The organism is Domibacillus indicus (genome assembly GCF_000970685.1).
GTDB lineage: Bacteria > Bacillota > Bacilli > Bacillales > Domibacillaceae > Domibacillus > Domibacillus indicus.
The window spans coordinates 99,933-119,572 of sequence record NZ_LAJB01000003.1 but is presented as its reverse complement, the minus strand read 5'-3'; the positions used below and the strand labels follow the sequence as shown (position 1 = coordinate 119,572).

General features: G+C 48.0%; 22 protein-coding genes. 15 read left to right on the top strand and 7 right to left on the bottom strand.

What is annotated here, in order from left to right; translation table 11 throughout:
- The first annotated feature begins 1 nt into the window (after window position 1).
- Entirely contained in the window at window positions 2-1,147 is a 1,146-nt protein-coding gene (locus tag VP98_RS04995; protein WP_046174253.1) for a DUF3238 domain-containing protein, read from the top strand.
- A gap of 198 nt (window positions 1,148-1,345) precedes the next feature.
- On the opposite strand, the gene VP98_RS04990 is transcribed toward VP98_RS04995, so the two are convergent.
- Window positions 1,346-1,723, bottom strand: coding sequence for a DoxX family protein (locus VP98_RS04990; protein ID WP_046174252.1), 378 nt, complete (start codon window positions 1,721-1,723; stop codon window positions 1,346-1,348).
- A gap of 181 nt (window positions 1,724-1,904) precedes the next feature.
- Here VP98_RS04990 and VP98_RS04985 point away from each other — a divergent pair, with 181 nt between their 5' ends.
- The 8 genes from VP98_RS04985 to sda all read left to right on the top strand — a co-directional run bounded on the left by VP98_RS04985 (window position 1,905) and on the right by sda (window position 7,510).
- Window positions 1,905-2,315, top strand: coding sequence for a BlaI/MecI/CopY family transcriptional regulator (locus VP98_RS04985; protein ID WP_046174251.1), 411 nt, complete (start codon window positions 1,905-1,907; stop codon window positions 2,313-2,315).
- 1 nt (window position 2,316) lies between these two features.
- The gene (locus VP98_RS04980) at window positions 2,317-3,159 is read left to right on the top strand and encodes a M56 family metallopeptidase (RefSeq protein WP_046174250.1); all 843 of its coding nucleotides are present in this window, start codon (window positions 2,317-2,319) and stop codon (window positions 3,157-3,159) included.
- Between the two features lie 60 nt (window positions 3,160-3,219).
- Window positions 3,220-3,867, top strand: coding sequence for a DsbA family protein (locus VP98_RS04975; RefSeq protein WP_231584138.1), 648 nt, complete (start codon window positions 3,220-3,222; stop codon window positions 3,865-3,867).
- A complete protein-coding gene (locus VP98_RS04970) occupies window positions 3,857-4,267 on the top strand; it encodes a disulfide oxidoreductase (RefSeq protein ID WP_407919201.1) in 411 nt (136 codons plus the stop codon). Before VP98_RS04975 ends, VP98_RS04970 begins: the two co-directional genes overlap by 11 nt.
- 89 nt (window positions 4,268-4,356) lie before the next feature.
- Entirely contained in the window at window positions 4,357-5,667 is a 1,311-nt protein-coding gene (locus tag VP98_RS04965) for a PepSY-associated TM helix domain-containing protein (protein WP_046174249.1), read from the top strand.
- The gene (locus VP98_RS04960) at window positions 5,664-6,053 is read left to right on the top strand and encodes a hypothetical protein (RefSeq protein ID WP_046174248.1); all 390 of its coding nucleotides are present in this window, start codon (window positions 5,664-5,666) and stop codon (window positions 6,051-6,053) included. The genes VP98_RS04965 and VP98_RS04960 overlap by 4 nt, the downstream gene beginning before the upstream one ends.
- Window positions 6,054-6,118: 65 nt before the next feature.
- Window positions 6,119-7,288 carry a CapA family protein gene (locus VP98_RS04955; protein WP_046174653.1) on the top strand — a complete coding sequence of 390 codons (1,170 nt, stop codon included), beginning with the start codon at window positions 6,119-6,121 and terminating at the stop codon, window positions 7,286-7,288.
- Window positions 7,289-7,369: 81 nt separating this feature from the next.
- On the top strand, window positions 7,370-7,510 hold the full coding sequence (sda, locus tag VP98_RS18485) for a sporulation histidine kinase inhibitor Sda (RefSeq protein WP_082087838.1): 141 nt from the start codon (window positions 7,370-7,372) through the stop codon (window positions 7,508-7,510).
- Window positions 7,511-7,559: 49 nt separating this feature from the next.
- On the opposite strand, the gene VP98_RS04950 is transcribed toward sda, so the two are convergent.
- Window positions 7,560-8,129 carry a GNAT family N-acetyltransferase gene (locus VP98_RS04950; protein ID WP_052712136.1) on the bottom strand — a complete coding sequence of 190 codons (570 nt, stop codon included), beginning with the start codon at window positions 8,127-8,129 and terminating at the stop codon, window positions 7,560-7,562.
- Window positions 8,123-8,911 (bottom strand): nucleotidyltransferase domain-containing protein, encoded by a 789-nt coding sequence (locus VP98_RS04945; RefSeq protein WP_046174247.1) that lies wholly within the window; start codon window positions 8,909-8,911, stop codon window positions 8,123-8,125. Before VP98_RS04945 ends, VP98_RS04950 begins: the two co-directional genes overlap by 7 nt.
- Window positions 8,912-9,100: 189 nt before the next feature.
- Here VP98_RS04945 and VP98_RS04940 point away from each other — a divergent pair, with 189 nt between their 5' ends.
- From VP98_RS04940 to VP98_RS04920, 5 genes are all read left to right on the top strand, one after another.
- Entirely contained in the window at window positions 9,101-11,047 is a 1,947-nt protein-coding gene (locus VP98_RS04940; RefSeq protein WP_052712135.1) for a glycosyltransferase family 39 protein, read from the top strand.
- The gene (locus tag VP98_RS04935; RefSeq protein WP_231584122.1) at window positions 11,028-12,017 is read left to right on the top strand and encodes a glycosyltransferase family 2 protein; all 990 of its coding nucleotides are present in this window, start codon (window positions 11,028-11,030) and stop codon (window positions 12,015-12,017) included. The genes VP98_RS04940 and VP98_RS04935 overlap by 20 nt, the downstream gene beginning before the upstream one ends.
- On the top strand, window positions 12,001-12,387 hold the full coding sequence (locus tag VP98_RS04930) for a GtrA family protein (protein ID WP_046174245.1): 387 nt from the start codon (window positions 12,001-12,003) through the stop codon (window positions 12,385-12,387). The genes VP98_RS04935 and VP98_RS04930 overlap by 17 nt, the downstream gene beginning before the upstream one ends.
- Window positions 12,384-13,262, top strand: a complete 879-nt coding sequence (galU, locus tag VP98_RS04925) for a UTP--glucose-1-phosphate uridylyltransferase GalU (RefSeq protein WP_046174244.1) — start codon at window positions 12,384-12,386, stop codon at window positions 13,260-13,262. The genes VP98_RS04930 and galU overlap by 4 nt, the downstream gene beginning before the upstream one ends.
- A gap of 103 nt (window positions 13,263-13,365) precedes the next feature.
- Window positions 13,366-13,695: a hypothetical protein gene (locus tag VP98_RS04920; protein WP_046174243.1), complete on the top strand. Its 330-nt coding sequence runs from the start codon at window positions 13,366-13,368 to the stop codon at window positions 13,693-13,695.
- Between the two features lie 62 nt (window positions 13,696-13,757).
- Here the strand turns inward: VP98_RS04920 and VP98_RS04915 are convergent, their stop codons facing one another.
- Together VP98_RS04915 and VP98_RS04910 are read right to left on the bottom strand one after the other, a co-directional pair.
- Window positions 13,758-14,153, bottom strand: a complete 396-nt coding sequence (locus tag VP98_RS04915) for an AGE family epimerase/isomerase (protein WP_269431498.1) — start codon at window positions 14,151-14,153, stop codon at window positions 13,758-13,760.
- A 139-nt stretch (window positions 14,154-14,292) separates the two neighbouring features.
- Entirely contained in the window at window positions 14,293-15,159 is an 867-nt protein-coding gene (locus tag VP98_RS04910) for an SDR family oxidoreductase (RefSeq protein WP_046174241.1), read from the bottom strand.
- Window positions 15,160-15,373: 214 nt separating this feature from the next.
- On the opposite strand from VP98_RS04910, the gene lepB reads away from it, so the two are divergent.
- Window positions 15,374-15,910, top strand: a complete 537-nt coding sequence (gene lepB, locus VP98_RS04905; RefSeq protein WP_046174240.1) for a signal peptidase I — start codon at window positions 15,374-15,376, stop codon at window positions 15,908-15,910.
- Window positions 15,911-16,017: 107 nt separating this feature from the next.
- Here lepB and VP98_RS04900 read toward each other — a convergent pair whose 3' ends face one another.
- Both VP98_RS04900 and VP98_RS04895 read right to left on the bottom strand, forming a co-directional pair.
- Complete coding sequence (locus tag VP98_RS04900; protein ID WP_046174239.1) at window positions 16,018-17,724, bottom strand: methyl-accepting chemotaxis protein; 1,707 nt, start codon at window positions 17,722-17,724, stop codon at window positions 16,018-16,020.
- A 141-nt stretch (window positions 17,725-17,865) separates the two neighbouring features.
- Complete coding sequence (locus VP98_RS04895) at window positions 17,866-19,572, bottom strand: methyl-accepting chemotaxis protein (RefSeq protein ID WP_046174238.1); 1,707 nt, start codon at window positions 19,570-19,572, stop codon at window positions 17,866-17,868.
- Window positions 19,573-19,640 lie beyond the last annotated feature (68 nt).

Below are 19,640 nucleotides of genomic sequence, written 5' to 3'. Positions count from 1 at the left end.
TATGAAATTAACGTCAGTCAGCCAGACGCCGGGCCAAATTTCGTTCAGCTGGACGGATGCAGGGCCGGTGCGTATTTTAAAAGACGGCAAAGAAGTATACAATGGCAGCGGGGATTCGTTTACAGATACAGGTCTTGAGCCGGGTACGATTTATTCATATGTTGTCAAAGGCGGCGAGACCATGAAAATTCAAACCGCCACGGCGGTGGAGCGTGAAGAAAAAAATCAGGATATTCCACTTCAGGAGCTTATTGTGACAACGGTTATTCAAAAGCAGCAGATTTCGATGGCCTGGGAGCCGATTCGCGGGGTAGAGCAGTATGAGATTTACCGGAACGGCGAATATGCCGGGACAGTAACTGAGCCGGGCTTTCATGATAAAACCGTAAAGCCGGATGAAGATTATATTTATCAAATTAAAGGTATTCGCCCATTGGAGCTGGGGAGCGAAGAAAAAACAGAAAAGCCGTCGCCGCTGGCCAAAGTGATTGATTTGCTGAAGAGCAAAAAAGACGAGGATGACATGCTCGTGGAAACATTTTTGATTGACAAAGATATTGGCCGGCTGGCAGACCATTTAAATGATGATGTTCTGCCCCGGGCGCTCGACTATGTTCTCCGGTATACAACATTTTTAGAATCGGAGTGGGTGGAGAATCCGAATGTGTTATCGGAAATGAGATATTTCACGGGCGATGGCCGTTCGTTTGATCCGGAATCAAACCGGTACCGGACACGGGCGGAAGTCAAAATAAACAGCAATGAGGTATCGCTAACCCGCGACGTTGGCGCATCAGAAGGGTACTCGATCGATAAAGAGCTTGTGAAACGGGAAGCAGCGTCTGATAAAGACATTCTTGTGAAAAATGTTCAGACAGATAAAGAAAAAGTTTCCTTTTTGCTTGATCATTCAGTCGGGAATCCGCTTGTTTCATCACCGGATATTGTCTATGAGGTATACGGGGCTTTTTATCCAAACGGCTTAATCGATATTAGCGGCGAGCACGATGAAGCGCCGCACCATGAAATTTACTTAAAGCATGCAGAAGGTCCGTGGAAGCCGCTGCACCGTTCCAAAACCAGGGGACTGGAGCGGCTTGCCCCGCCAACCGCCAACCGGTTCTGGCGATATTCAAATGTAAACTAAAAAAAGCAGCCTTCGCTCAGGAGGCTGCTTCAGGCTGTTGACAAACGCTTGCTTTCGGCGTCAATTGCCGGCTGTGAATGCTCATGACCCCCAAAAGGTCACTCCGCTTCCCAGCCGGCCGCGTTCCTGGAAGAACAAACGTTTTCACTCAGCTTGCTTTCTAACTTTGTCTGCACTCTCAAGCAGCCTTCACTCAACTCAGGAGGCTGCTTTTAATTTGGAATCCAATGCATACTTTGTTTGTTTGGACAGAGCAAGGTGAATGGCCATTGCGAGCAGCACAACATCAAGTTCGTACCCGCCATTTAAGAAGCCGGAAGAAAGTTTAACAGTCACAACAGCACCAATTAAAATAATAGAGAATAACAAAGCGATTATCCTTGTCCCGAGGCCAAGCATCATCGCAATGCCGCCAATTAACTCAATTCCTGCTACTGGATAAGCCATGAAGCCGGGAATGCCGACGCTGTCGAAAAAAGAAGCCGTTCCGGCAATCCCTCCTTGAAATTTGGCAAAGCCATGCATAAAAAAGGTAAATCCCAGCACAATCCTCAATAAAACAGTTCCTGCCTCCATTGTAATCCCTCCTTTTTTTATTTAGCACTACAATCTGTAATGAAGTTACACTATGCTTTGTAGTTTACTATGAAACAGCCAGATTGAATGTTAAGATTTTATTTCAAAATTGTTACAAAAAAGGGCTCTTGACGCGGTGCTTGTTTAAACACTACAATGGGTAATGCAAGGAGGCGGTAAAATGAAAATTCAATCGTTTAAGTTTAATGAACGCGGCTTAAACCGTTTTTTTGGCCCGCTTGAAGCAAAAATTATGGATATTCTCTGGAGCGGCGAAAAGTCGATTAAAGACGTTCAGCAGGAGCTGGAAAAAGAAAAAGCAACCAATTTTAATACTGTTATGACTGTTATGAACAGGCTGGTGGAAAAAGGAATGTTAACAAAGCGCCCGGAAGGCCGGACTTCGTTTTTTCGTCCTGTTTTAACGAGGGAGGAATTCCTTAACACGCAATCGAAGGAAATGACACAGGAACTTGTAGATGAATTCGGCAGTGTGGCAGTCAGCCATATGATCGAAGCACTTGATGAAGCGGATGAAGCGCTTGTTGCACAGCTGGAGCAAAAAATAAAAGAATGGAAAAAGGACCGGTAGCATGATATCAGCACGCCAGTCGAAAAAACTGTTTATCGTCAGTTTGCTTGCAGCGGGTACCGTTTTGTCGCAAATGATCTTGTATTCAGTCTCTCTTTTTGCCGGCTGGAATATGCGCTTTAACCTGGTTGCTGTCTGCCACAGCTTGATCAAGGAGATCGGTTTTGCTTTTCTCCAGTACGCGGTCGATGCGCTTGTTTTCAGCACTCTGCTTTTATTTGTCTGGAAGCTGGGCGTACAGTGGCTTCAATCGGCCCGGATGAAAAAGCAGTTTGAGGCATATACGATGCATACCCTGACAGATAAGTGGTCAAAACGCTATAGGGCAGATATCCGCTTGATTTCGTATCCGGCACCCGTTGCCGTGACGATGGGTTTTTTCCGGCCGGTCGTTATACTGTCAACAGGCTTAAAAGAGATGCTGACAGAAGCAGAGTTTGAGGCGGTTGTTTATCATGAGCTGTATCACCGCACAAGCCGTGATCCGCTAAAAGTATTTGCACTGGCTCTATGTGCATCCGTTTTATGGTACATGCCCATTTTAAAGTGGACAAGAGAGCAGTACCGGCGTGAGAAAGAGCTGCTTGCAGACGCTTACGCGATCAAGCAAAGCGGGTCAGCCGCGAATCTTGGCAGTGCGCTTGTAAAAATGATCAAAGCAGGAGGGCAGATGAGTATGCCCTTTTCATGTGTATCGTTTGCCGATACCTCTGTAAATGAGCGTATTCATTATTTGCTCGATCCGGGGGCGGTCCGTCCGCTTCATATCCCGATTCGCTCTGCGTTGCTGTCTCTGGCCGTCTTTACGGGTATTTGCGTTTTGTTCATTTACGTTTTAGCGTAAATGAATCTTTTTTTAATCATTAACACTACAAATTGTAGTTCGAAGGAGCGGAACGGATTGGTGAAAGGTATTTTTTGGATTGTCGGTTTTTTTGCCATTTGTATGGCAGGTGTGATTTTCTTATCTAATGTGGCGGATACAGCTGCTGAGATCTCTTATGAACAGGAGCCGTTTATAGGAGAGGCGGCGGCACCCGTGTCGATCGTGGAATTTGGAGATTATAAGTGTCCGGCCTGTAAAAGTTTCAATGAATCTTTTTTTCCATTGATCCAAAAAGAGCTCGTCGAGACGGGTAAAGCGAAATTTTATTTTATGAATTATTCTTTTATTAATATTGATTCGAACCGGTCCGCGCAGTTTGCGGAGGCAGTATACCAGGAGCTTGGAAACGAACGCTTCTGGGAATTTCATCACCTTATGTATGAAAAGCAGCCGGATGATGCATCTTTTGAAAAAGTAGATTTATACACAAATGAGTTCCTGCAGGAAACGCTTGGAGAAATTGCATCAAATGAAGAAGTGGCCCGTGTTATGGAGGCTGTCGGAAAAGAAGAATCGATGAAAGCCTGGGAAAAAGATACAGAGACAGCTAAACGGCTTGGTGTTTCGGGTACCCCGGCTTTATTTGTAAACGGCAGGGAGTTTAAAGGGAACTCCTTTGAGGACCTGGCTGACATGGTTAACGAGGCAGCGGCTGATGCTGAATAAACCGCTGCTTGCCGCCTGGCTGGCAGCTGTTGCAGCAACGCTTGGAAGTTTATTTTTCAGTGAGCAGATGGGGTTTATTCCCTGTACGCTGTGCTGGTATCAGCGCATTCTCATGTACCCGCTCACTCTGTTCCTTGGCCTTGCTTTTTACTGGAATGACACGCGTATATACCGGTACGTGCTGCCCGTGAGCATGATCGGTATGGGAGTATCCGGTTATCATTATACACTGCAAAAAATCCCGGCCTTGAAGCAGTTTGAAATGTGTACAAGCGGAGTGCCATGTTCGGGAGAGTATATCAACATTTTTGGCTTTGTCACAATCCCTTTTTTAAGCTTTGCGGCGTTTACAGCTATTACACTATCTATGCTTTTCTTACGCAAGCCTGCTTTTAAATAAGCAGGCTTTTTTCATTCTTTGCTCACATTTATCTTGTATAATGTGCTTTTAAAAAAGAGAGTAATTGTGAGATTGCAAAGGAGAGAAGAATGGAAAAACAGCAAAGACAGTATCACTGGATATGGCGCTGGCATTTTTATGCTGGGGTTATTTTTGCCCCGTTTTTACTTATATTGGCGGTGACCGGCGGTATTTATCTGTTTAAAGCAGAAATTGAGCAGGCGCTTTATAAGGATTTATACGAGGTGGCACCCGGGACAAAAGCAATGCCCGCAAGCCATCTTATTGCCGCTGTAAAAGAGCATTATCCACATGCGGTTATTACACGCTATCGCCCGCCCGAGTCGGCAGACCGTTCGGCGGAGATCGGTATTGTGGACCATCAAGTTTCAAAAACGATATTTATGGACCCGTATACGATGCAGACTATAGGATCGTTAAACGATGCGGACCGGGTGATGGACAAGCTGGAAAAAATCCACGGCGAGCTGATGGCCGGCACATTCGGCGACCGGCTTGTTGAACTGGCGGCCTGCTGGGCGGTTATTTTAATCATAACCGGGCTGTACTTGTGGCAGCCGCGTCAAAAAAAGCGGATTTGGGGTGTGGTTCTGCCGCGGTTTTCCAGAGGAAGCCGGACGCTTATTCGCGACTTGCATGCTGTACCGGCTGCCTGGATATCAGCTGGCATGTTTTTTCTGATCATGACCGGCCTGCCGTGGTCGGGTTTTTGGGGCACACAGGTGCAAAACGCGGCGACCAACTCGGGAGAGGGGTATCCGCCGTCCATCTGGGTGGGTGATGCCCCGCTGTCTACACTGAAAACCGAGGAGGTGGCGGATGTTGGCTGGGCAGCAGAAAATCTGCCCGTTCCGCAGTCGATCCAATCTGCTTATATTCCAATCAGCATAGATGACGTTACAGCGATTATAAACGAGAGAGGCATTCAGCCCGGCTATAATTTATACATCCCGCAGCATCAAACAGGCGTCTACACAGTCTCTGCCTTTCCAGCTAAAGCGCAGGAGGAAGTGACCATGCATATTGATCAATACACAGGTGCAGTATTGGCCGATTACCGCTATGACGATTATGGCCCGGCCGGCAAAGCGATCGCACTTGGCATTACCCTTCATAAAGGGTCTCAGTTTGGCATACTCAACAAATGTTTGGGTCTTGCCGTCTGCCTTGGTATGGTGCTGGTTATTGGCAGCGGCCTGCTTTTATGGCGCAAAAGGAAGCATAGACTGCCGGCACGTCCGGATGCCCGGGTTAAAAAGGGAATATGGCTGATCATTACCGCATTGGGACTTTTCTTTCCGCTGGCCGGTGCGTCAATGCTTCTCGTTCTCTTGATCGACCAGCTTGTTAAATACGTGAAAAGAGAGCAGGCGGCATGAAAAAATGGATATTCATAAGCAGCCTGCTTCTGCTTTCGGGCTGCTCCCTCAATCCGGATGCTGCAAAGCAGTATAAAATGGAGCAAAAGCTGGAAGCGGACATTATGATAGCAGATGGACATATACAGGTTGAAACATCACCGGAAGCTGAAGTATCCCTTTCCTTTTGGAAGGAAGGCGGCGAGCAGGAACAGCTGAACATCCGTCAAATAGAAAAAGGAATTTATCAGGCTGAGAAAACGATTCCCAAAGAGGGCATTTACTTTGTAAAAGCTGATATTCAAACGGAAACTCAGCACATTATGCCCGCCAAAAAAGTATGGGCTGGCCAGCCGGCTGACTCTCTGCCAAAAGAGCCGAAAATAGACACAAAATCCCATCATTAATAGCCTGTTTTTAATGGAAATGTAGTATAATGTTAGAAACATAGGGCAGGGGGATTATGACCATTATGTCAGGACAGCAAAGAACGGAAAGAAGAAAGCGGCGGCGCCTGAAACGCTGGGTCAGGCTGACGCTGCTTGGTTTGTTTTTAGCGGCTGCCGCGGCGCTTGCGGCAAATTTATTTATGACGGAAGAAGCAGAAGAAGGCGTACAAAACAGTGCGAAAAAAAGCACCGGGCAAAATAATGGCGAACAGCCAGTCACAGCGCCTGAAGCGAAGCCGGTCTCTGCTTCTATTACCATCAGTGCCGCAGGTGATTTCACGCTCGGGACTGACGAAACATTCGCTTACACAGGCTCCTTTTCAGAAGAAGCGGAAAAAAACGGCTTATCGCATTTTACCGCGGGGCTTAACGATATTTTCAAAAATGATGATCTATCAACGGTAAACCTGGAGACAACACTGACAGAAGCGACGGAAAAAGCGGTGAAAAAATTCCGTTTTAAAGGGGACCCCGGCTATACGCAGATTTTAACGGATGCCGGCATCGAAGCGGTTAATCTGGCAAACAATCATATTTTTGACTATTTGGAGCAGGGCTATGAAGATACAAAAGCGAATTTAAAAGCGGCAGACATTGGCTATTTCGGCTATGAAGATACGTTTATGACCGAGGTGGACGGTGTTCAAATTGGAGCGCTTGGCTATGAAGGCTGGGAGGACACAGCAGAAATCCGTGACCAGGTAAAAGCAGACATTGCAAAAATGCGTGAAGAAGGAGCGGCTATTGTCATTGTGCACTTCCACTGGGGAGTAGAACGAAGCTATGTGCCGGAAGAATCCCAGCGCACACTGGCCCAGTTTACCATTGATGAAGGAGCGGACCTTGTGGTCGGCCACCATCCGCATGTTGTCCAGGGAATTGAAGAATACAATGGCAAGTTTATCGTCTACAGCCTCGGCAACTTTATGTTTGGAGGCAACCGGAATCCCGCGGATAAGGATACGTATGTATTTCAGCAAACCTTCCAATTAGAGGACGGAAAAGTAACAGATCAAAAAGAAATTCATGTCGTGCCGTTCTCCATTTCATCACGGACGGACCGGAATGACTATCAGCCAACACAGCTGGAGGGATCGGAAAAAGAGCGCGTCCTGAATAAAATTATTGATGTCTCCAATCAGATAAAGGAATCGAATTGGACTCAATATATGAGCAGCGAGCCGTCCAGTTAAGGGGCGGCTTTTTCAAAAAAGCGGTTTAAATTCCGAAAAATGGGGTACACTGTTTTTGAGAACAGGAGGGGAAACGCAGCGATGAGAGAGCAAAGCGATGAATTTATTTTAGATGCCTACAAAAAAGCAGTGAAGCTTAAATTAGAGCCCGAGTTTCTTCACTTACTGGAAGAAGAATTAGAACGAAGAAGCTTAAAAATACATACGACCACTGTACGCTGAAAAGAGGGTCTCCCCAATGTGGGGAGGCCCTCTTTTTATTTTGTCATCTTCAGCCGTCAGCAGAGGCTTTTGTAAAGTGACTGGCATGGGTCATGAAATCCGCCCTGTATACAATGTTGAGCAGACACGGCTGTTTTTCTTTTCCTTCAATCGCTGCATGGACCTCTGGATAAGCTTCTTCAGCATGCCACGTCAGGTAGGGCAGCTTTTTTTGCGCCTGCTGGGAGCGCTTGTTGGCAAGGCGCGTTCCGATGAAGACTTTTTCAAGACCAAGCTCCAAAAAAGCGAGCTGCAGGATGGCGTATTTGGAGGCCTCATTATAGCCCTTTCCCCAGTAGCGGCTGCCGATCCATGTTCCAAGCGTGCAGAATTTTTTTTCGTGATCAATGGACATAAGGGAGGTGACTCCGATTAATTTGCCCTGTTCATTGAAAATAGCCCGAGAGACGGTTTTGCCTGCTGTTTCTTCAACCATGACCGCCTGCAGAAAATCAACAATATCATCCACCGTTTCCACGGAAAGGCCAAGTGCCTCTTTAATTTTGGGATCAGACACTAAAGAAAAAATACGGTCGGCATAGGTCAGGCTGTGCCGCTTCAATTGAATCTGCTTCAGCACTTCCATACCTCCTCGAGTGTGGCCCGGAACAGCCGGTTCAGCCGTTCAGTGGGGTTTTCGACTGAATGATGAATCACGGCGGCCCGCCGGCGAAGCTGCTCGATCTCTGTCTCAAGAAACCGGTCAATGACCGGAATGCGAGGCCCTTTCGTAATTTCGCCTCCTGCTGTTTTCTGTTGTAACAGGTGCTCAATCATCTCCCGCAATACAGGCTCCTGATCTATTTGGGCAAGCAGCTTCTGAAAAGAAAGAGGGGGAATTTCATTTCGCTCAGCAACCCACTTTGCGGCCAGGATGGAACGCAAGGCATAAAGATAGGTTTTTAATCTTGCCTTATCCCCGCTATTTATTTCTTTGTAATTGTTTGAAGCAATCCCGGCGTAATGATGGATGCAGGAAGCAGGTGAAAAAACGTCCTTTCTCAGCTCTCTCATACGTTCGGCTGTTGAATAGGGCTCCTCGTAAACGACAGCTGAAGAAAGCCACTCTAAAAGAAGAGGATTTGATTTGCGAAAAAGCTTTAACGCTTTTGTTATATCCCAGCCGTTTACATCAAGCAGCCCGTGAACCGGCCGTTCAATCACATCCCGTTTATTGCCGATGCCAATGGGGTCAATACTTACGTACACCTCGGGATGGTGGATATAAAAAAAGCGGACGTCATAATCGCTGTCTTGAGATGAAAATCCCCAGGAGCGGCTGCCTGATTCACAGGCGTAGAGAATTTTAACATCAAATTCCTGTTCAATAGCCCGTAACGATTGCAGGATTTCCTGTTTCACTGGCAAAACCTCCGTTGGCGGTAGTTTACTCGCTTTCTGGTTATTGTAAACCTTTAGCGGGAGAAAGGAAAAAGGAAAGAGAGAAATCCGTTTTTAAAAAAAACAGCTTTTTTTTTGTTTTTCACTGTTCTTTCACCAATCATGTTTACACTTCACTGTAACAAAAGCAGAAAATGGAGTGTGAGGAAGATGAAAAAATGGTTTGATCCGTGGCTGGCAGTGATTGTGGCACTGTCGGCAGTGTTGAATTTTTATAAGATTGGAGCGTCGGGGTCGAATTCGTATTACACGGCAGCAGTAGAAAGCATGACGACAAACTGGAAATCGTTTTTCTACGCATCGCTTGACTCGGGCAATTTTATTACAGTGGATAAGCCTCCGGCTGCTCTCTGGTTTCAGGCGATCAGCGCCAGGCTGTTCGGTGTGAGCGACTGGAGCGTGCTTCTCCCGGAAGCCATTGCCGGCGTACTGTCCGTTTTTATCCTGTACAGAATTGTAAAGCCGTTTTTTGGCGTGAAAACAGCCCGCTGGTCGGCTCTCGTCCTGGCTGTTACACCTATTTTCGTCGCAGTAACACGGACAAATAATGTAGATGCCCTGCTTATTCTTTTCCTGCTGCTGGCCGCATGGTCACTTATGAAGTCGGTCCAGGAAAAAAAGCTGTTCTGGCTGCTTGTCTCCATGGCACTTATCGGAGTTGGCTTTAATATTAAGATGTTGCAGGCGTACATGGTTGTACCGGCGTTTTATTTCTTTTATTTGATCGCTGCGCAGCACACCTGGAAAAAACGGGTTGTTCATTTACTGGCGGCAACGGCTGTTCTGCTGGGCGTATCAGTTTCATACGCAGCGGCGGTTCAGCTGACGCCCGAAGAAGACCGGCCCTATATCGGCGGCAGCCAGACCAATTCAGTGCTTGAGCTTGCCTTTGGCTACAACGGCATTCAGCGGCTGACGGGAGAAGAATCAAAAGGAGGCAGTGCCGGTGACGGAGCGGGCGGTATGTTAGGCAGCGGCTCCTCCCAGGGTGCCGGCGGGGAGGACATTGGTGAAGCGGGTGTATTCCGCCTGTTCTCAGATTCCATGTCCGGCCAGGCCAGCTGGCTGCTGCCCTTTATTCTTTTTGGCTTAATTGGGATTGCCATATCAGTCAAACGGCAAAAAGCACTGACCATGCAGCATAAATTCGCGATATTCTGGCTGACCTGGCTGCTGCCGATGATGGGCTTTTTCAGCATTGCAAGCTTTTATCACCGCTATTATTTAAGCATGATGGGACCGGCCGTCGCGGTTCTGACAGCTGTCAGCGGAGCTGTGCTGTGGGCACTTTACAAGGAACAAAAGGACTGGAGCCGCTTCCTGTTTCCGGCCGGCCTTTTTGTTACGTTTGGCTTTGAGGCGTTTGTGCTGTATCAGAATATCGATGCGATTCAGCCATGGCTGATCGGAGCAGTAATCGCGCTTGGTTTAATTGTGTGCATTATGCTGCTTCTTTCTGCGAAGCATTCCCGGCATATACGAACAGCCGCCATGCTTGGGCTGCTCCTAATGCCGGCTTACTGGGCTGCCATACCGGTGATGGCAGGGACAACGAACAGTGTAATGCCGACGGCCGGTCCGGCAACGGGAGGATCGGGAGGAGGCGGCATGTTCGGTGATCGCAGCATTGCGATGGCAGCAGATGGAGAACGGCCGGAAATGCCGGAAGATATGGAACTGCCTGAAGGGATGGAGATGCCAGAGGGTATGGAGCGCCCTGATGATGCAGGCATGAGTAAGAGACCAGGCGGCATGGGCGGCGAGATGAGTGAAGAGCTGCTCAGCTACCTGGAGGAAAACCATACAGGAGAAACCTATTTAGTGGCTGTGCAAAACGCAAATTCAGCTGCCAGCATTATTTTAGATACCGATTATACTGCTCTTGCAATGGGCGGCTTCGGCGGCTCCGATCCGGCGATGACGGTTGAAAAGCTGGAAGAAATGACGGCAAATGGAGAAGTGAAATTTTTTATGACGTCAGGGGGCGGCGGTCCGGGCGGAAGCCAGAATAGTGACGTAACCGAATGGATTCAGGAAAACTGCACAGAAGTGACATCGGAGAACTGGAGCGGACTATATGTTTATGAAGGAGCGTGAGGAAATGAAATACTCCATTATCATTCCTGTTTATAATGAAGAATTGGTCCTCCGGGAAACGTACAGCCGGGTAAAAGCCGTTATGGAAAAAACCGATGGACCCTATGAGCTGCTGTTTGTAAATGATGGCAGCCGGGATGCGACGATTGATATTTTAAGAGAGCTGGCCGTTCAGGATCGGCATGTGAAATATCTTGATTTCTCCCGTAACTTCGGGCACCAGATCGCGATTACGGCCGGCATGGATTATGCGGCCGGCTCCGCGGTTGTGATTATTGACGCCGATTTGCAGGACCCGCCGGAGCTCATTCTGGACATGATTGAAAAATGGAAGGAAGGCTACGAGGTCGTGTACGCCAAACGGACGAAACGGAAAGGAGAAACATTCTTTAAAAAGCAGACCGCAAAACTGTTTTACCGGCTGCTCCGGGCGTCCACTGATATTGATATTCCGCTTGACACGGGGGATTTCCGCCTGATTGACCGAAAAGTATGCGACCAGCTCAAAAATATGAAGGAACAAAGCCGGTTCGTGCGCGGACTCGTGAGCTGGGTCGGCTTTAAACAGACGGCGGTTGAGTACGAGCGGGATGAGCGGCTCGCCGGCGAAACAAAATACCCGCTGAAAAAAATGCTGAAATTCTCAATGGACGGCATTACATCGTTTTCGTATAAGCCGTTAAAGCTGGCAAGTCTGCTTGGCATGATGCTGTCGGCGGCGAGTGCCCTGGCGATTATCATCGTTCTGTACCAGCGCCTGTTCACTGACTCTACGATTCCGGGCTGGTCCTCACTGCTTCTGACCATGCTGTTTTTTAACGGAGTCATGCTCATTATGCTGGGTGTGATTGGTGAATACATTGGGCGCATTTATGATGAAGCGAAAAACAGGCCGCTTTATATTTTGCGGGACAGCCGCCAAAATGAACAGGAAAGTGAATTTGTGACCCGTTATGCGGAATATAAATGAAGTATTTAAGTTTGGAATTGTAGGCATGGCCAACACGGCTGTTGATTTTATCGTTTTTTTTACATTGTGGTCCTGGGGCGTGCCGTACCTGGCGGCGCAGGCCGTTTCCTACAGCGCCGGCACGGCTAACAGTTTTTTTTGGAACCGGTCGTGGACCTTTAAAGCGGCCGGGCAGACCGGGGCGGGCGAAGTGATCCGTTTTATTGCCATTAACCTGGCCGCGCTCGGTTTTTCCGCTTTATTGCTATCTGTATTGAGCGGACAGCCGCTTTTAATCAGCAAACTGATTGCCACACTCGGCGCCATGGCGCTAACTTTTTTCGGCAGCCGCTTCTGGGTGTTCAAGCAGCAAAGGAGGAGATCAATATGAGCATTAAAAAAGCAGTGATTCCCGCAGCGGGCCTTGGGACAAGATTTTTGCCTGCGACAAAAGCGCAGCCGAAGGAAATGCTGCCGGTAGTGGATAAACCAGCCATTCAATATATTGTCGAAGAAGCGGTGGCTTCCGGAATCGAAAGCATTATTATTGTAACCGGGCGCAATAAGCGTTCGATTGAAGACCATTTTGACCGGTCCTTTGAACTCGAGCAGACGCTTGAGGAGAAAGGGAAAAATGAGGTGTTGGAAGAGCTGCACGGTATTTCAAATCTGGCTTCCATTCACTATATTCGCCAAAAAGAGCCGCTTGGTCTCGGGCATGCCGTTCTTTCCGCCCGCCAGTTTATCGGTGATGAGCCGTTTGCTGTTTTATTGGGGGATGATTTAATGATGTCTGAAAAGCCGGCGCTCCGCCAGCTGATTGACGTGTATGAGCAGGTGAAAACGGACGTGATCGGTGTCCAGCATGTGGCACCCGAGGATGTTTCGAAATACGGAATTATCGATCCCGGCGCGCACACAGGCCCGATTTACGAGCTGGCGGACCTTGTAGAAAAGCCGTCGGTGGAAGAAGCGCCGTCGATGATCGCAGTAATGGGACGCTACGTGCTGGAACCGTCTATTTTTAACCTTTTGGAAACACTGGACCGCGGTGCTGGAAATGAAATCCAGCTGACAGATGCGCTTCGCAAGCAATGTGCGGCATCCACGATTCATGCCGTTTGTTTAAGCGGCCAGCGCTATGATATTGGAGACAAATTCGGCTATCTTCGTGCCAGTATCGAAATGGCGCTCGCCCGTCCGGAAATGCGCAGCCAGCTGCTCGCTTATTTGGGAGGGCTGCATGAAAAGCTGGCCGTACAGTAAGGCTCGCTTTGTATACATTCCCCGGCCTGTTCAATTGGACAGGTCTTTTTTTGTCGGTTATGGTACATTTTTCTTGGAGGCGAAGCGATAAAGGAGGAAAAACATGACGACAGCTTTTATTCTATGGACAGCCTTTTTGCTTGTTCCGCTTGCTGTTACAAAAGCCGGCGGCCGGCAATGGCCTTTTTTATTTCCTTTTTACCGAAACCGGCGAAAATCATTTTTATGGTTTGAAGCATTGATGGGCTATGCAGCGATCTTTCTTATTTCCTCCCTTGAATCCAACCCGCCTTATCTGCTGCCTTTTCTGCTTGGCACGATTTGGACAGTGCGGGGCATTGAGGGAATAAGTATCAGAAGAGAAGAAGGAAATTACCTGTTTACCCTGCTGTTTGGGACAGGCTTTATTATATGGGGAATTTTTTTGCTGTAAACGCCGCAGGCCCGCCGCCCGTATAAAAAGGAAGATAAACAAAGCCTGGCTGCAGGATTTGTTTACTGCAGGGCAGGAATGGCCTGATAGCAGGCCGCAGAAGGATGATAGTCCGTCTTAGGGGCTGTGCTTTTTTCGCCGCTGTACCGCTCGTTTTCCCGGTTCACCAGCTTGTGCCAGCCGCCATGCTTATGGTCGATAAAATGCGTGGATGCATAAGCAAACAGCTCTTCATAATGAGACCAGTAGGCTTTCTTTCCGGTTTTCGCGCCGAGCAGGGCGGAAGCGGCGATAGCTTCAGCGATCACCCAGTAGTTTTTATCGGTATCGATGACCTCCTTATCCGGCGAAAGAGCAAAATAAAAACCGCCATACTGGTCATCGTGCCCATACTCCCAGCCTTTATGAAAATGCTCCTCGGCCGCCTCCAGCATCCGCCTTTTTCTGTATCGATACAGGCCGGATAATAAAACGTCAGAATATCATTTATTTGTTTTTTTAAATGTATCAATCTGCTTGAAATCCGCTGTTTTCCCTTCTTTCATAAAAAATAAAAGAAGCAGAAAAGCATAAGCTTTTCTGCCGGAACGGAAGCTGTTAAGAAGACATCGCCATGCCGCCGTTGATATGAATGCACTGCCCGGTGATGTACGCTCCTTCGTCTGAAGCAAGCAGCACGTAGGCGCCTGCATGATCCGCCGGCTGTCCGGGGCGGCCGAGCGGTGTGTTCGTGCCGAATTCGGCGACTTTCTGGCCTTCAAAGGTTGCCGGAATCAGCGGTGTCCAAATCGGCCCTGGCGCAACCATATTCACCCTGATGCCTTTTTTCGCAAGGTTCTGGGCCAGGCTGCGGGTAAATCCGACGATGGCGCCTTTTGTCGCTGTATAATCCATCAACGTTGGGTTGCCGATGTATGGATTGATAGATGTGGTGCTAATAATGGCACTGCCTTGCTTCAAATGAGGAACCGCATGCTTGCTCATATAGAAAACCGAGTACATATTTGTGCGAAACGTTTTGTCCCATTGCTCTGCACTAATGTCTTCAATATTTTCCGTCGGGAACTGAATCGCCGCGTTATTAACGAGAATATCGAGCTTGCCGAACTCACCGACAGTTTTTTCCACCAGCTCTCTGCACGTATCTTCCTCTGAAACATCACCCGGAAGCAGCAGGCAGCGGACTCCTTCTGCTTCAATGAGCTGCTTTGTTTCTTCTGCATCACTATGTTCTTCTAAATAATTGACAGCTACATGGGCGCCTTCCTTTGCATACGCAATGGCGACAGCACGGCCAATGCCCGAATCCCCGCCTGTAATAAGCGCAACACGGTCTTTTAACTTGCCGCTCCCTATGTAATCAATCGGCTGAACCGGACGGGGGTCCATTTTTGATTCAATCCCCGGCTGTGTTGGCTGTGATTGCGCTGGCTGTCCATCTTTTTGACGATCATAAATATTCATTCTGATTGCCTCCTTCTATTTTTTACCTAGTAGTTACTTAGCCTGTGGACGGAAGAGCTAAACGCTTATTTTCGCTTCTATTTTTTCTTAAACCCGGCCGGGCATACTGGCAGATAAAGGTGAAGGAGTTATGAATATGTCACGATATTACATTATTTGGTACAATAAATTCAGGAATAAAACATCTAAATGGTGATAAGAAAGGCTGACAAAAATGGATCGAAGTGAAATAATCTCCTGGATTAAATCAATTGTGTTTGCTGTTGTGATAACGCAGGCTGCCCGGTATTTTTTCTTTACGGGAATCGTAGTGCACGGGGAATCAATGGCACCAACCTTTGAAGACTCGGATAAAGTCATTGTCACGAAAACAACAGGGATTGACCGTTTTGACCAGATTGTTTTTAAGGCGCCGGATGCAGAGGAGAACTATATTAAACGGGTTATCGGGCTGCCGGGCGATTCTGTTGAAGTAAAAGACGATATTTTGTATGTGAATGGAAAAGAAGTAAACGAACCTTACTTGGAAGAAAACCGGGCCGCTTTGCTGCCGGGCGAAAAGCTAATGGGTGATTTTACTCTTGCGGAAGTAACCGGTCATGAACAAGTGCCGGAGGGCTATTTATTTGTTCTCGGAGACAACCGGCTTGTCAGCAAGGACAGCCGCGCATTCGGGCTTATTCGGGAGAACAGCCTGATCGGGGAAGTCCAGCTGCGGTTTTACCCGTTTACACATATTCAAACCTACTAAAAAAGCGTTCCGCCTGAGGCGGGACGCTTGAGAGTGTAGACAAAGTTAGAAAGCAAGCGTTTGTCAACAGCCTGAAATAAGGAAGCATCCGCTTCCTTATTTTTATTTTATGCTTTAAACTGCTGGGTCAGCTGCTGAAGGCTGCCTGCCATCTGGGACAGGGATTCAGCGGAGGAAGTAATTTCCTCCATGGAAGCCATTTGCTCCTCCGATGCAGCAGAAACGCTTTGGGCAGCAGCAGCTGACGTTTCCGAGATATTGTGAATAACAGATATATTCTGGACAATTTGCCCGGTGCCGGCAGTCATCTGTTTAACAGCCGCCGAAACATCTTGAATTTGAGCGGTGACATTATTGATCGACTGATTGATCTGGGCAAAGGCACTGCCTGCTGTGTTAACGACTTCAATGCCTTCCGATACTTCGGCGGAAGCCGTTTCCATCGATTCAACTGCATGTATTGTTTCGGATTGGATGGCTTCAATCAGCCTGCCGATTTGTTTAGCAGACTGGGCGGATTCTTCCGCAAGCTTACGGACTTCATCGGCAACAACCGCAAAGCCGCGTCCGTGTTCACCTGCCCGGGCTGCTTCAATTGCAGCGTTCAGGGCAAGCAGGTTCGTTTGCGAAGCAATCGTTGTAATCGAGTCGATAATTTGCCCGATTTCGCTGGAGCGGTCGCCAAGCTCTTGAATAACACCCGAAAGCCCGCTGACCGTTGTGCTGATCGACTGCATCTGGGAAACGGCCCGGTGAATGGCTTCATTGCCGGTATCTGCTTTTGCGAGTGCATCTGCGGCGGCGGCGGATACCTGCTCAGCGCTCTCGGAAATTTGCCCGGCACTGCCCGATAAATCCTGCACAGTATCGGATGTATGGGACACCTGCTGAAGCTGCTGTTCCGACCCGGCTGCCATGCTTTCCATTGTGCCGGCAATTAATTCTGTTGCTTTGCTTGTTTCTTCTGCATTGGCGTTTAACTGCCCGGAAGAAGCGGCGACCTGCTCAGCTGTTTCGCTCACCTGGCGGACAACAGTTCTAAGGCCGTCTGTCATCTTATTGAAAGAAATGGTCAGCTGGCCCAGTTCATCACGTGATTTGTAGCTGCCCGCCACTGTTAAATCGCCTTTTTCCGCCTGTGCCATCAGCGACTGGATTTTTTGGAGAGGCACAGTGATCATGCGAGAAATAACGCGGCTTAACACAATAAAAATGAGGATAGACAGAATAGCCAGAACAGCTGATACCAGGCTTACCTGGGAAGCTTTCTGTTCATTTGAATCGCGGAGCTTTTTTGCTGTTGAATTTGTGAAGTCCGTCAGAGCCTGGGCTTTTTCTACGATCTGCTGGCGTGCCGGTGTTACTTCGTTTAAGTAATATTCATATGTTTCCTGGTCACGAGCCGTTTTGGCAAGATTCTGGGCTGTGAACACGGCCGTTAAATAAGAGCGGTACATCTCTGTTACTTCTTCTAAAAGCTTTTTTTCCTCCGGATCACGTGCAATCTCAGCGTATGCCTTTAAAAGTGAGGTATTCTCTGCGGCCGTATCGGCAAGAGTGGTTTCAAGCTCAGTAAAAAGAGACGTATCCTCCGTCACCATCATTTCAAGCAGATAAGAATCAATCGCCCGGTTATTGGTCCGAACCTGCCCTATGTATTGAATTGGCTGGAGCTTTGTTTCATACAGTTCAGTAGAGTTATTTGATAAGTCCTTCATACTTACATACGTATAAACACCCATTACGGAAAGCAAAAGAATAGAAGAAAGAATAAGGACAAGCATTTTTCGGCGAATCGACAGATGACGAAGCATAAAATGTAACCCCTTTCAGTTTTCGTTATGTATATTATTCCATAAGTCATAGGAAAAAAATAGTGGAAAATCGTTTGCGCCCGAAAAAATATGAGGAATTAAAAAACACGTAATCAAAAAGAATTACGTGTTTGAAAAAAATCAAGCTTTAAACTCGCGGGTCATTTCCTGAAGCTGTGCCGCCATTTCTGCCAGAGCACGGGCCGAAGAAGCAATTTCCTCCATAGAGGCCATTTGTTCCTCAGAGGCAGCTGAAACGTTTTCTGTGTTGGATGCGGCACTTTCAGAAATAGAATTTACCTGGTTTATGCTGGAAACAACCTGGCTGGTGCCAGCGGCCATTTGTTCCACGGCGGCCGAGACTTCCTGAATCTGGCTTGTCACATCACCGATCGCAGAAGTAATATGGGCAAATGAATTTCCGGCATCGTGAACGGTGCGGATGCCTTCTTCTACTTCACTGGCTGCGGATTCCATCGATTCAACTGCTTGATTGGTTTCTGATTGGATGGATAAAATCAAGCCGCCAATCTGCCGGGCCGACTGGGCGGATTCCTCCGCAAGCTTCCGTACTTCATCAGCGACTACGGCAAAGCCGCGGCCCTGCTCGCCGGCGCGTGCCGCTTCGATGGCCGCATTTAATGCAAGCAGGTTTGTCTGGGCGGCAATGGCTGTAATCGAGTCAATAATTTGTCCGATTTCATGGCTGCGCTGTCCAAGCCCTTGAATGGCTCCGGACAAGCCGTTAAAGTTCGTTTGAATAGATTCCATCTGCTCAACAGCCTGGCGGATCGATTCGTTTCCGGCTGCGGCTTTTTCAATCGCGCCTGTGGCTGTTTCGGATACGGATTGCGCATTCTGGGCAATTTGCTGTACCCCGGAAGCGAGCTCATTCATCGTTGCAGCTGTTTCTGCTGTCTGGCGCAGCTGCTGCTCAGAGCCGCCGGTCATTTCTTCCATTGTACTGGCAATAAGCTCGGTGGCGCGTTTCGTCTCTTCCGAGTTGGCGTTTAATTCTTCAGAAGAAGCGGCAACCTGCTCCGCTGTTTCCGACACTTGTTTAATAACGCTGCGCAGTCCGCTGGTCATTTCATTGAATGAATGAGTCAGCTGGCCAAGCTCATCACGGGAGCTGTATGTGCCTGTCACCAGTAAATTGCCTTTTTCCGCCTGGCTCATCAGCGACTGCACCTCGCGCAGCGGCTTTGTAATCATCCGTGTAATCAAAATACCGAGTACGGTAAAAATAACGAGCGAAAGAGCCGCAATGAAGAGCAGGATTATATTAGCCCGGGCGGCTTCTGCCTGATTCTCTTTGTTTAATTCAGCCGCTGTTTCCTGATTGTATTCGGTCAGCTTTCTCCCCAGGTCTGTCATCGTCTGGCGGGACTTTTTGACCTCTGTCAGGTATAGTGTATAGGCTTCAGCATTTTTATTCTGCCCGGCGAGAAGCTGCGCTTCGGTCGTTTTTTGAACAAAGGTTCCAAATTCCGCTAAAAAAGGCTCGGCCAGCCTGACTTCCTCTGGATCATTCTGAATAATGTCCTGGTATTCCTCCATTAATTGATTTGATTCGTCAATCGTTTCCTTCGTAGAAGACCATAATTCCTCGTTGGTTTCGGGGTTTTCTGTAACCATATATTCCAGTGTATATGAATCAATGGCCCGGTTGTTTGTCCGGATTTGGCCGAGGGTTTGAATAGAAAGAAGTTTGTTTTCATACATTTCTTCCGATTGCTTGGCAAGCTGGCTCAAAAACGAAAAGCTTATCCCGCTGACAGCAAGAAGAAGCAAAAGAGCGGTACTGAGCAGGACAGCCATTTTTTGGCTGACTTTTAAATGACGCATAGGTAAAACCTCCTGATTTAATCAACGAATTGCGACTTTTTTATTATTTATTTCGACATAATTCGATC